Consider the following 11,964-nt stretch of genomic DNA (forward strand, 5'->3'; position numbering starts at 1 on the left):
AAGATGAATTTATAATTCATCTTCATTAACTTCATTACCATTTTTATCAAAAATCTTTGAATTATCTAAAACTTTCCTATATTCTAAATGCTCATCATGATTTGCGCGCCAATCAATATTGTTATTAGTGTTCCCACGATGTTCCCACATCGTTATTAATCCTAATACTTCTTCTAAATTATCAGCAACAAATTCATTTCCATCTTTTTCGGCAATAAATTCATATGTTGCGTCTTCTATTATATCTTCAATGAAATAAATTTTTGAAGATATAGAATACCCTTTAGATCTAATAACCTGAAAACATGGAATTGCAGTATTGCTAGAAATGCCAATTCTTGTCATAATAAGTGATAAATTACAAAGTTTTAATATAAAATCTAAAGTCTAAAATCTAAAGTCTAAAGTCTAAAATCTAAAGTCTAAAATATTATTAATACCAAAGTTCTGCAACTTCAGATTTAATAAAACTTAAAGCAGCGTTACTTGGCGATTGTTTTTCCAATAAATCATTTAAGATTACTTCGCGGAGTTTATCGGCATTGTCCACTTTATCGCTCATAGCAGCTTTACGAATCATTTGGATTGTAGCATTTTTTGCGGTTGTAATGATTGTCCAACATTCTTCGGACATATATATTTGCTGAGTTAAATTATGTTCGAATTCCTGCTCAATTAGGTCAATTAAGTAATTTTCGTAATCATTTTTGTTTTGCGAAATAGGAGCAATTCTAATTAACAATTTTGTCAAATTAATACGTTCTAAAAATAAAGTCATACGCTCGTATGCTTGTAAACGCACAGGAAGCGATTCTTTATGAGCTTGTTTGTTTAACAAAAAAGCACGTTTTCTATCGTTGTTTTTAATATGTAACTCAAAGAAACGATAAGCTACAACTCCTGTAACTAAAGCTGGTAAAGTATAACTCGCAAGTTCTATTATTTTGTTGAAATCCATTGAAATAATTTTTAAGCAAAAATATACTTTTTGGTTAAAAATCAACTTTAAATTTGTGGTAATAAACAAAAAGGAAGCTGTATTTTTGCAACTTGTTTTTTATTGCGACAGAAATATATTCTTAATGGATTCATACATAATACTTTTTCTTTGTTTAGCGGCTTTTGCCGCTGGTTTTATTGATGCAATTGTTGGCGGCGGCGGATTAATCCAGACGCCAATGGGACTAATTTTATTGCCAAATCTTCCTGTTTCGACTGTTATTGGGACTTTAAAAATTCCAGCTTTTAGTGGAACTGCATTTGCCGCTTTTCAGTATTTGAAGAAAGTAGTAATTCAATGGAAATTGCTAATTATAATGATGTGTTTGGCCGTTCCTTCTGCATTTTTGGGATCAACTGTTTTAACGCTTGTTAGTAATGATTTTATGAAACCGCTTTTACTTGTCGTTTTGTCATTATTGTTCATTTACACGTATGCGAAGAAAAACTTTGGTCAGCATGTTGCAAAAGATCATTCTGCAGTAACTCAAATTATGTATGCAGTTGTTATTAGTATGATTGTTGGATTTTATGATGGATTTATCGGTCCAGGAACAGGAAGTTTTTTTGTTGTGGCTTTTATTGCACTTCTGGGTTTTGATTTTCTTCACGCTTCCGCGAATGCTAAAATGGTAAATCTGGCAACCAATTTCGGTTCGATTTGTTTGTTTATGATAAAAGGAAAAATCATTTGGGCAATCGCAATTCCAATGGCAATCAGCAACGGACTTGGCGGATGGCTCGGAGCAAAACTAGCGATCAATAAAGGCAACGGATTTATTAGAATTTTCTTTTTGATTGTGGTTGTCGGAACATTGATTCGATTTGCTTTTGATGTGTTTTTTAAATGAGTTACTAAGATTCTAAGATGCTAAGTTGCTGAGTTTTCTCTCTTTTGTCTAAACAAAAACTTAGAATCTCAGAAAACTTAGCATCTTAGCATCTCAAAAAAAAATGTTTGTTCCTTAGCCCCGATTGAGGCAGTATCCTCGGAGCGGAGCGGAGAGATATAGCCGAAAGCGGGAAACCGTGTTTAATAAAATGCCAATTGTTAGGCTTCAAAAAAACTTAGAACCTTAGCATCTCAGTATCTTAGGAACTTTCTCTTTAAATTCTTATTTTTGCCTAAAAGGAGAAAATTACATGCAGAAATATATTGACCAGCTCAACGAAGCGCAGAGAGCGCCTGTTCTAAAGAAAGACGGGCCAATGATTATTATTGCTGGTGCAGGTTCGGGAAAAACCCGTGTTTTAACAATTAGAATTGCTTATTTGATGCATCAGGGAATTGATGCATTTAATATTTTGTCGCTTACTTTTACCAACAAGGCGGCAAGAGAAATGAAGCATAGAATTGCAGATATTGTGGGAGCATCTGAGGCTAAAAATCTTTGGATGGGAACGTTTCACTCAATATTTGCGCGTATTCTTCGTGCGGAATCTGAACTTTTAGGATATCCTTCTAATTTTACCATTTACGATTCTCAGGATTCGGCGCGATTGATTTCTTCGATTATCAAAGAAATGCAGTTGGATCGTGATATTTATAAACCAAAACAGGTTTTAGGACGTATATCAAGTTATAAGAACAGTTTGATTACAGTAAAAGCGTATTTCAACAATCCAGAATTAATGGAGGCTGATGCGATGTCTAAAAAACCTCGATTGGGAGAAATTTATCAGCAATATGTGGAGCGCTGTTTCAAAGCCGGCGCAATGGATTTTGATGATTTGTTATTGAAAACTAATGAATTACTGACTCGTTTCCCTGAGGTTCTAGCAAAATATCAAAATCGTTTCCGCTATATTCTGGTTGATGAGTACCAAGATACAAATCACTCTCAGTATTTGATTGTAAGAGCTTTGTCTGATAAGTTTCAGAATATTTGTGTGGTTGGAGATGATGCACAGAGTATTTATGCTTTCCGTGGTGCGAATATCAATAATATCCTAAACTTCCAGAAAGATTACGAAGGTGTTGTGATGTTTCGTCTGGAGCAAAATTACCGTTCAACAAGAAATATTGTGGAAGCTGCCAATACGGTTATGGATCACAACAAAACGAAACTAGATAAAGTGGTTTGGACAGCTAATGAATTTGGACCAAAAATTAAGGTTCATAGAAGTTTGACCGATGCTGAAGAGGGGCGTTTTGTTGCCAGTACGATTTTTGAACAGAAAATGCAAAACCAACTTCATAACGGATCTTTTGCCATATTGTATCGTACTAATGCACAATCGCGTGCGATGGAGGACGCGTTGAGAAAGCGTGATATTCCATATAGAATTTATGGAGGATTATCTTTCTATCAGCGTAAAGAGATTAAAGACGTTTTATGTTATTTGCGTTTGGTTCTAAATCCGAAAGACGAAGAGGCTTTGATTCGTGTTATTAATTATCCAGCTCGTGGAATTGGAGATACCACTATTGAAAAATTGACTATTGCGGCTAATCATTACAAACGTTCGATTTGGGAAGTGATGGTGAATATTGATAAAATCGATTTGAAACTGAATGCTGGTACAAAGAATAAACTGAAAGATTTTGTAACGATGATTCAGAGTTTTCAGGTTATCGATCAGAATCAGGATGCTTTTTATTTGACAGATCACGTCGCTAAAAAGACAGGATTAGTTCAGGAACTGAAGAAAGATGCTACTCCTGAAGGAATGGCAAAAATTCAGAATATCGAAGAGCTATTAAACGGTATTAAAGATTTTACTGAGGGACAAAGAGAAATTGATGGGGCAAGAGGCGCACTTTCTGAATTTATGGAAGATGTGGCTCTGGCAACAGATTTGGATAAAGACACTAACGATGAAGATCGTGTAGCTTTAATGACTATTCACTTGGCAAAAGGATTAGAGTTTCCTCACGTTTTTGTGGTGGGAATGGAAGAAGATTTGTTTCCAAGTGCTATGAGTATGAGCACTAGAAGTGAGCTAGAAGAAGAGCGTAGATTATTTTATGTGGCCTTAACTCGTGCAGAACATCAGGCTTATTTAACCTATGCGCAATCTCGTTACCGTTGGGGAAAACTGACAGACAGTGAACCATCTCGTTTTATTGAAGAAATCGATGGGCAATATTTAGAGTATTTGACACCTGCCGAAACAAGTTACCGTTATAAATCGCCAATTGATGGTGATATTTTTGGAGATGTCGATAAATCAAAATTAAGGCTAAGCAAACCGGTTGGAGGAACTCCTCCTGCTCATATTACTAAAAATGAGCCTAAACCAGATTTGAATATTCGTAAATTAAAACCTGTTTCTGGAAATGCACCAAGTAATGGCAATTCGAATTTATTTGACAGCAAATTGACTGTTGGAAATGTGGTGATGCACGAACGTTTTGGAAAAGGTGAAGTAATTAATCTTGAAGGAGCAGGTGCAGACCGAAAAGCAGAAATTAAATTTGAAGTAGGCGGAATTAAGAAATTGTTGTTAAGATTTGCTAAATTAGATGTCGTAGGATAAAAATATTGTTTCAAGTTTCGAAAACATTTGTCACTCTGAGCGGAGTCAAAGAGCTTTTCAACTAATGAGGACTTCGACTCCGCTCAGTCTGACAAACTTGAAACATGAAACAAACAAAAACTTGAAACAAAAAGATATGGCAGAATTTATAAAAATATACCCAGACAAACCTAGTGAAGCCGCAATTGCCAAAGTGGTAAAAGTGCTTCAGAATGGAGGTTTGGTAATTTATCCAACAGATACAGTTTATGGTTTAGGTTGTGATATTACCAATTCACGAGCATTGGAGAAAATTGCTAAAATAAAGGGAGTAAAATTAGAGAAAGCCAATTTTTCTTTTATTTGCCATGATTTGAGCAATTTATCAGATTATGTTCGTCAGATTAACACATCAACTTTTAAAATCTTGAAAAGAGCATTACCGGGGCCATATACTTTTATTCTGCCTGGTAATAATAATCTACCAAAAGAATTTAAAAAGAAAACGACAGTTGGTATTCGTGTTCCAGATAACAATATCATATTAGAAATTGTTCGCCAGTTAGGAAATCCTGTGGTTTCCACTTCTATTCGCGATGAAGATGATGTAATAGAATATACCACAGACCCAGAATTAATTTTTGAAAAGTGGCAACATCTTGTAGATATGGTCATAGATGGTGGCTACGGAGATAATGTGGGATCAACAATTATTGATCTTTCTGAACATGAACCAGTTATAGTAAGAGAAGGTAAGGGTGATATTGATATTTTGTAAAAAAATACACTAAAAGTATAAAAGTACAAAAAATAATGAGTAACTTTATTATGTTAAAATTTAGTTAGTTACTTAAAGATAATGTTATTCTTAATTTTGCGTTTAATTGATTAATTAAAATAAGAATTAAGAATACATAAAAGCAGGTCAATTGACCTGCTTTTTCTGTTTAATAGTATGTAAAACCAAGGATTATTTTGCTTGTTTTTTCATTTCTTTTTCAATCATATCATAGAATTGATCGATTTTTGGCATAACTACGATACGAGTTCTTCTGTTACGAGCTCTATCTTCAGCGGTATCATTAGAAACTAATGGAACGTAAGAGCTTCTACCAGCAGCAATTAATTTAGCTGGGTTAACACCAAGATCGTTTGTTAATACACGTACGATAGAAGTAGAACGTTTAACGCTCAAATCCCAGTTGTCTAAGATAATACCGTTGCTTTTGTATGGTACGTTATCAGTGTGGCCTTCAACCATACATTCGAAATCAGGTTTATCGTTAACCACTTTAGCAACTTTTCCTAAAACTGTTTTCGCTTTGTCGCTTACTTCATAGCTACCGCTTTTGAATAATAATTTATCAGCGATAGAAATAAATACAACTCCTTTTTCAACATTGATTTCGATGTCTGGATCGTTGATTCCAACTGCTCCTTTTAAGCTTGTAACCAATGCTAAAGTAACGCTGTCTTTTTTAGTTAAAGCGTCTTGAAGTCTAGCGATTTTTAAATCTTTTTCTTTTAAACTTTCAAGAGATTTTTCAAGGTTTTCAGCACCTTTAGTAGTTAAGATAGTTAAATCTTTAGAACTATTGATCAGATCTTGATTATGTTGTTTGTAGCTCTCAGCTGTTGCAGCCAATCCAGCTTTTTCTTCTAAGCACGTGTTTAATTTTACAGTACATGAGTTTAACAAATCTTGAGTCTCTTTGTTTTTAGCTTCCAACTCAGCATATTTCTTTTTAGAAACACATGATGTCAGTGCCATTAATACTGATAGTGCGATAACTATTTTTCTCATAAATTTAATTTTAATTAGACTTGATTACAAATTTAGTTTTTAATATTTTGAATACTGTTAAAGATTTCTTTAAATAAGGTCAATTTCTTGATATAGTAAAGGAAAACGATGCTTTTCACCATATAGTATTGCTGAATCTGAAAATCTTTTCGTTTTTTGAGATATTTTAAAGATAAGCAATAAAATGAAAAATGTGCCTTTAAAATGGCAAAAGTATGCCCGATTTTACCCTGCGTAAGAAAACGGATACCTGCAATTCCATCCAAAATCATACGGAAGAAAATTACCCAAAACAATCCTCTTTTGGGCAGATTTTTGACCATCATTAATAATGAGTTTCTAAAATTTAAATACGTTTTCTTCGGATTTCCTTGCTGTAATGTTGCGCCGCCAACATGGTAAACAACAGATTGAGCATTATACTTTATAATATGTCCTTCGTTAGCAGCTCTCCAGCATAGATCAATTTCCTCTTGATGCGCAAAGAAGCTTTCGTCAAATCCGCCTAATTCGTGATAAACATTTTTTCTTATAAAGAAACAAGCGCCCGAAGCCCAGAACAATTCAATGTTGTCATTATATTGTCCGTTATCTTTTTCAACTGTCTCAAATATTCTTCCTCTGCAAAAAGGAAAACCATATTTATCAATAAAACCTCCGGCAGCTCCTGCGTATTCAAAATACTCTTTATTCTTAAAATCAAGAATTTTAGGCTGAATTATGGCTGTTTGTTTTTCTTTTTCGAAAGTATCGAGAATAGGTTGAAGCCAATTTTCTGTAACTTCAATATCTGAATTTGCCAATGCATATATTTCTGCATCAATATGTTCTAGAGAATCATTATAGCCTTTTGCAAAACCATGATTGCCTGAGTTTTTTACAATTTTTACTGTAGGGAAATTTTCTGTAACGAATGCAACAGAATTATCCGTAGAATCATTGTCAGCAACGTAAATTGCTGCGCCTTCTGAAAACTGAATAACAGATGGTAAAAACTGCTCCAGCAATTTTACTCCGTTCCAATTTAAAATTACAACTGCTATTTTATCCAAAAGTACTTAATTATTTATTCTTTATAAATGGTTTTCTTTATAGTCAGGCAGGCTTCTTAAAAACTCATAGCGTTCGTTTTCAAAATCCATCTGACAGTAAAAATGGTTTAGTCCGTTTGTGACATTCAAAAACCGTGCCTGCATTGTCATATTGTAACGAGCAATTTGATCAAAAGTTGCTTGAGAGATTTTGACTTCAGGTGCTTTACATTCTACTAATATATGTATAGAGCCGTCTGGATTAAATACTACAACATCATATCGTTTTCGTAATCCGTTGACAGTTAAAACTTTCTCTACATTGATGAGTGATTTGGGATATTTTTTTTCATGCATTAGAAAATGAACTACGTGTTGGCGAACCCATTCTTCTGGCGTAAGAATTATAAATTTTTTCCTGATTTCATCAAAAATAGACACTTTATTTTCGCTATTTTTGAATCGGAAAGTGTAAGTTGGGAAATTAAGTTTAAGCATAAAGCAAAAATAAAAAATAGTTTCAGGTTTCAAGTTTAAAGTTTCAAGTTTTGAAGCAGAACTTGAAACTTTAAACTTGAAACAAAAGATTGAATGGACGAAGTAGTAAAAATTGTTAACGATATTAAAGCTGGAGATATTAAACCGATTTATTTTTTAATGGGCGAAGAACCTTATTATATAGATAAATTGTCGGAATATATTGAGGAGAATGTTTTGGCTGAAGAAGAAAAAGGCTTTAATCAGACAGTTTTATATGGAAGAGATGTATCGGTTGATGATATTGTTTCAACGGCCAAGCGCTATCCTATGATGGCTGAACGTCAGGTTGTTATAGTGAAAGAAGCTCAGGATTTATCAAGAACAATTGACAAAATCGAATCTTATGTAGAAAATCCGATGCAAACAACCGTTTTGGTTTTTTGCTATAAATATAAAACGCTTGATAAACGTAAAAAAGTTACCAAACTATTAGGGCAGAAAGGCGTTGTTTACGAAAGCAAAAAATTATACGAAAATCAGGTTGGTGACTGGATTAAACGTGTTTTGGCTGGAAAAAAATATACGATTGATCCCAAAGCCAATGCAATGTTGGTGGAATTTTTAGGTACGGATTTAAGTAAAATTAATAACGAACTTGAAAAATTACAGATTATTTTACCTCAAGGAACAATGATTACAGCAGAACATATTGAGGAAAATATTGGTTTTAGTAAAGATTATAATGTGTTTGAACTTAGAAAAGCTATTGGAGAACGCAACCAATTGAAGGCTTATAAAATTGCAGAAAATTTTGCTCATAATCCAAAAGAATATCCTCTTGTTATGACTACAGGATTGGTATTCGGTTTTTTTGTTCAGCTACTTAAATATCACGGATTAAAAGACAAAAGCCCTAAAAATGTTGCAACTGCACTTGGAGTGAATCCATATTTCTTAAAAGAATATGATTTGGCTGTGAAAAATTATCCAATGCGAAAAGTAAGTCAGATTGTTGGCGCTTTACGAGATATTGATATCAAAAGTAAAGGTGTGGGTGCTAATGCTTTACCTCAGTCAGATTTGTTAAAAGAAATGCTGTATAAAATTTTTAATTAAGCCATTAAAATTCACGATATTTGCGTTTCTGAAAATTTGCCACTAAAAATATTTATACAATTATGGGAATGAATAAAAATACCATTTTAGGATGGGCTACTTTAATAATGGTGCTTATGGGATTGTTGCTTATAGGTCTTGGAATCTTTAGATACAGCGATGTTTCGGGCTGGGGATTTGGTGCTGTTGGAGTTGGCTTTTTTGCTAATGCGTGGGTATTCAATGCTTTGAAAGGAAGAGTTTAAATCAGTTTAAATTGAAATTATAACAATTAATATAATAATATAAAAAATGTCAGACGATAAGAAAGTAATTTTCTCAATGCAGAAATTGAGTAAAACCTATCAAGGAGCAGACAAACCGGTTCTTAAGAATATTTATTTGAGTTTCTTTTACGGAGCTAAGATTGGTATTTTGGGACTTAATGGTTCTGGAAAATCTTCACTTTTAAAAATTATTGCTGGAGTAGATAAAAACTACCAAGGTGATGTAGTTTTTCAGCCAGGCTATACAGTTGGGTACTTGGAGCAAGAACCAATTCTTGATGATTCTAAGACAGTTATCGAAATTGTTCGTGAAGGAGCAGCTGAGACTATGGCAGTTTTAGAAGAATACAATCAAATTAATGACTTGTTTGGTCTTCCGGAATACTACGAAGATCAAGATAAAATGGATAAATTGATGGACCGTCAAGCTGCATTACAAGATAAAATTGATGCGCTTGGTGCTTGGGAAATCGATACAAAATTGGAAATCGCAATGGATGCATTGCGTACTCCAGAAGGAGATACGCCTATTAAAAACCTTTCTGGAGGAGAGCGTCGTCGTGTAGCATTATGTCGTTTGTTATTGCAACAGCCAGATGTATTGTTATTAGATGAGCCTACCAACCACCTTGATGCTGAGTCAGTTTTGTGGTTAGAGCAGCATTTGGCACAATATTCAGGAACTGTAATTGCTGTGACGCACGACCGTTATTTCTTGGATAATGTAGCTGGTTGGATTCTTGAATTAGATAGAGGAGAAGGTATTCCATGGAAAGGAAACTATTCTTCTTGGTTGGATCAAAAATCAAACCGTTTGGCTCAAGAAGAAAAAGTGGCATCTAAACGTAGAAAAACTTTAGAGCGTGAGTTGGAGTGGGTTCGTCAAGGTGCAAAAGGTCGTCAGACTAAACAAAAAGCGCGTTTACAGAACTACGACAAATTATTGAATGAAGATCAAAAACAATTGGATGAAAAATTAGAAATCTACATTCCAAATGGTCCTCGTTTAGGAACAAATGTTATTGAAGCTAAAAATGTTGCTAAAGCTTTTGGTGATAAATTATTATATGATAATTTGAATTTTACTTTGCCACAAGCTGGTATTGTTGGAATTATCGGACCAAATGGTGCTGGTAAATCGACTATTTTCAAAATGATTATGGGCGAACAAGCTACAGATAGCGGTGAATTTACAGTTGGTGAAACAGTAAAAATTGCTTACGTAGATCAGTCTCATGCTAACATTGATCCAAATAAATCTATTTGGGAAAACTTTGCTGATGGTCAAGAGCTGATTATGATGGGAGGAAAGCAAGTTAACTCAAGAGCTTACTTATCTCGTTTCAATTTTGGTGGCGGCGAGCAAAACAAAAAAGTATCAATGCTTTCTGGTGGAGAACGTAACCGTTTACACTTAGCTATGACTCTGAAAGAAGAAGGAAACGTACTTTTGCTGGATGAGCCTACAAACGACCTTGACGTAAATACACTTCGTGCTCTTGAAGAAGGTTTGGAGAATTTTGCTGGTTGTGCTGTAATTATTTCTCACGACAGATGGTTCTTGGATAGAATTTGTACACACATTCTAGCTTTTGAAGGAAATTCTGAAGTTTATTTCTTTGAAGGAAGTTTCTCTGATTACGAAGAAAACAAAAAGAAACGTCTTGGTGGTGATTTAACTCCAAAACGTTTGAAATACAGAAAATTGATCAGATAATAAGGTCTGGAAATTTCAAATATAAAAAATCCTAAATTCCAAATTTATCGGAGTTTGGGATTTTTTATTTTACCATCTAGTTTGTCATTTCTGTAAAGGTTAGATAATTCGGTAACAAAATTTAACTTTAATAAATTTTGTTAAGATGAGAAATAATAGTCAAGATTCGACTTTAGAGCGAAACTATTTAGAGAAGTATCGTTTTTTAATAAAAGAATATGAACAGGTAAAAAACAAAACACATCCATTGTATAAAAAGGCTTTTTAAAATATTATAACCGCTATAAGCAAAGTGGCAAGGCTTTAGATTTATTGCCTCAAAAGCGGGGTCCAAAATATAAAACCAGACGTCCTTTGCCTTTTATAGAGCAAAAAGTAATTGAATTAAGAGAAAAAGGAAACAACAGATATGAAATTGTTAGTATCTTAAATCCCAAATTAGGAAAACATACACCATCATATTCTGGAGTTTACAATATTTTAAAACGACATAAAATAAATAGATTAACTCCGAAGATTAAAAAGAATCATCAGAAAATAATCAAAGAAAGAATGGGACAGCTGGGTCATATTGATTGTCATTATTTAAGTAAAAGCATAATTCGCGGAGAAAACAAAAAACTCTATTTAGTCTGTGTAATTGATGATTACAGCCGGATTGCCTGGGCAGAATTGGTTCCTGACATTACCAGTTTAACTGTAATGTTTGCGTCATTAAAATGCTTAAACATCCTAAGCAGCCATTATGAAATAAAATTTGAAGAGATATTATCTGATAATGGCGCTGAATTTGGAATAAAAACAAGTAAAGTAAAGCACCAGCATCCTTTTGAAAGAATGCTGATGGAACTTGGAATCATACACAGATATACAAGACCTTACCGTCCGCAGACAAATGGCAAAGTAGAAAGATTTTGGAGAACTCTGGAAGAGGATTTATTGAGAGATACAGATTTTGATTCTCAAGAAGAACTAAAAGAAGAATTGCTGCAATATTTATATTATTACAATCATGAAAGACCACATCAGGGAATTGATGGAAAAAAGCCAATCGAAATGATAAATCCGTTACCGAAATAAGTAACTTTTACA

The 11,964-nt window shown here is 33.7% G+C and carries 12 protein-coding genes; 7 read left to right on the forward strand and 5 right to left on the reverse strand.

The features are described 5' to 3' along the window. Window positions 1–9: 9 nt before the first annotated feature. Window positions 10–345, reverse strand: a complete 336-nt coding sequence (locus tag NU08_RS19945) for a hypothetical protein (RefSeq protein WP_129748820.1) — start codon at window positions 343–345, stop codon at window positions 10–12. 88 nt (window positions 346–433) lie between these two features. Continuing rightward, window positions 434–958, reverse strand: a complete 525-nt coding sequence (locus tag NU08_RS19950; protein ID WP_129748821.1) for a hypothetical protein — start codon at window positions 956–958, stop codon at window positions 434–436. Window positions 959–1,082: 124 nt separating this feature from the next. On the opposite strand from NU08_RS19950, the gene NU08_RS19955 reads away from it, so the two are divergent. From NU08_RS19955 to NU08_RS19965, 3 genes are all read left to right on the forward strand, one after another. Further along, window positions 1,083–1,850, forward strand: a complete 768-nt coding sequence (locus NU08_RS19955) for a sulfite exporter TauE/SafE family protein (protein WP_129748822.1) — start codon at window positions 1,083–1,085, stop codon at window positions 1,848–1,850. A gap of 292 nt (window positions 1,851–2,142) precedes the next feature. Further along, on the forward strand, window positions 2,143–4,479 hold the full coding sequence (locus NU08_RS19960) for an ATP-dependent helicase (RefSeq protein WP_129748823.1): 2,337 nt from the start codon (window positions 2,143–2,145) through the stop codon (window positions 4,477–4,479). A 136-nt stretch (window positions 4,480–4,615) separates the two neighbouring features. After that, window positions 4,616–5,236, forward strand: coding sequence for an L-threonylcarbamoyladenylate synthase (locus tag NU08_RS19965; RefSeq protein WP_066035223.1), 621 nt, complete (start codon window positions 4,616–4,618; stop codon window positions 5,234–5,236). Between the two features lie 192 nt (window positions 5,237–5,428). Here the strand turns inward: NU08_RS19965 and NU08_RS19970 are convergent, their stop codons facing one another. Genes NU08_RS19970 through NU08_RS19980 form a run of 3 tightly spaced genes read right to left on the reverse strand, consistent with a single transcriptional unit; the run spans window position 5,429 to window position 7,791 of the window. Beyond that, window positions 5,429–6,262, reverse strand: a complete 834-nt coding sequence (locus NU08_RS19970) for a flagellar motor protein MotB (protein ID WP_008464017.1) — start codon at window positions 6,260–6,262, stop codon at window positions 5,429–5,431. A 32-nt stretch (window positions 6,263–6,294) separates the two neighbouring features. Next, complete coding sequence (locus NU08_RS19975) at window positions 6,295–7,314, reverse strand: glycosyltransferase family 2 protein (RefSeq protein ID WP_129748824.1); 1,020 nt, start codon at window positions 7,312–7,314, stop codon at window positions 6,295–6,297. Between the two features lie 21 nt (window positions 7,315–7,335). Continuing rightward, window positions 7,336–7,791, reverse strand: coding sequence for a type I restriction enzyme HsdR N-terminal domain-containing protein (locus tag NU08_RS19980; protein ID WP_129748825.1), 456 nt, complete (start codon window positions 7,789–7,791; stop codon window positions 7,336–7,338). 93 nt (window positions 7,792–7,884) lie between these two features. Here NU08_RS19980 and holA point away from each other — a divergent pair, with 93 nt between their 5' ends. The 4 genes from holA (at window position 7,885) to NU08_RS20000 (ending at window position 11,952) form a co-directional block, all read left to right on the forward strand. Further along, on the forward strand, window positions 7,885–8,889 hold the full coding sequence (gene holA, locus NU08_RS19985; RefSeq protein WP_129748826.1) for a DNA polymerase III subunit delta: 1,005 nt from the start codon (window positions 7,885–7,887) through the stop codon (window positions 8,887–8,889). 62 nt (window positions 8,890–8,951) lie between these two features. Beyond that, window positions 8,952–9,134 carry a CAL67264 family membrane protein gene (locus NU08_RS19990; protein WP_008464023.1) on the forward strand — a complete coding sequence of 61 codons (183 nt, stop codon included), beginning with the start codon at window positions 8,952–8,954 and terminating at the stop codon, window positions 9,132–9,134. Between the two features lie 46 nt (window positions 9,135–9,180). Continuing rightward, window positions 9,181–10,872 carry an energy-dependent translational throttle protein EttA gene (gene ettA / locus NU08_RS19995; protein ID WP_129748827.1) on the forward strand — a complete coding sequence of 564 codons (1,692 nt, stop codon included), beginning with the start codon at window positions 9,181–9,183 and terminating at the stop codon, window positions 10,870–10,872. Between the two features lie 354 nt (window positions 10,873–11,226). Beyond that, window positions 11,227–11,952 (forward strand): integrase core domain-containing protein, encoded by a 726-nt coding sequence (locus tag NU08_RS20000; protein ID WP_129748828.1) that lies wholly within the window; start codon window positions 11,227–11,229, stop codon window positions 11,950–11,952. Window positions 11,953–11,964: the final 12 nt, after the last annotated feature.

The sequence above is a fragment of the Flavobacterium anhuiense genome, assembly GCF_004151235.1.
Classification (GTDB): domain Bacteria; phylum Bacteroidota; class Bacteroidia; order Flavobacteriales; family Flavobacteriaceae; genus Flavobacterium; species Flavobacterium anhuiense_A.

Excerpts from the sequence above, each read along its gene's own strand:
- ettA (WP_129748827.1), top strand. The coding sequence starts at position 9,181 with ATGTCAGACGATAAGAAAGTAATTTTCTCAATGCAGAAATTGAGTAAA.
- NU08_RS19950 (WP_129748821.1), bottom strand. The coding sequence starts at position 958 with ATGGATTTCAACAAAATAATAGAACTTGCGAGTTATACTTTACCAGCT.
- holA (WP_129748826.1), top strand. The coding sequence starts at position 7,885 with ATGGACGAAGTAGTAAAAATTGTTAACGATATTAAAGCTGGAGATATT.
- NU08_RS19945 (WP_129748820.1), bottom strand. The coding sequence starts at position 345 with ATGACAAGAATTGGCATTTCTAGCAATACTGCAATTCCATGTTTTCAG.
- NU08_RS19980 (WP_129748825.1), bottom strand. The coding sequence starts at position 7,791 with ATGCTTAAACTTAATTTCCCAACTTACACTTTCCGATTCAAAAATAGC.
- NU08_RS19955 (WP_129748822.1), top strand. The coding sequence starts at position 1,083 with ATGGATTCATACATAATACTTTTTCTTTGTTTAGCGGCTTTTGCCGCT.
- NU08_RS19990 (WP_008464023.1), top strand. The coding sequence starts at position 8,952 with ATGGGAATGAATAAAAATACCATTTTAGGATGGGCTACTTTAATAATG.
- NU08_RS19970 (WP_008464017.1), bottom strand. The coding sequence starts at position 6,262 with ATGAGAAAAATAGTTATCGCACTATCAGTATTAATGGCACTGACATCA.
- NU08_RS19960 (WP_129748823.1), top strand. The coding sequence starts at position 2,143 with ATGCAGAAATATATTGACCAGCTCAACGAAGCGCAGAGAGCGCCTGTT.
- NU08_RS19965 (WP_066035223.1), top strand. The coding sequence starts at position 4,616 with ATGGCAGAATTTATAAAAATATACCCAGACAAACCTAGTGAAGCCGCA.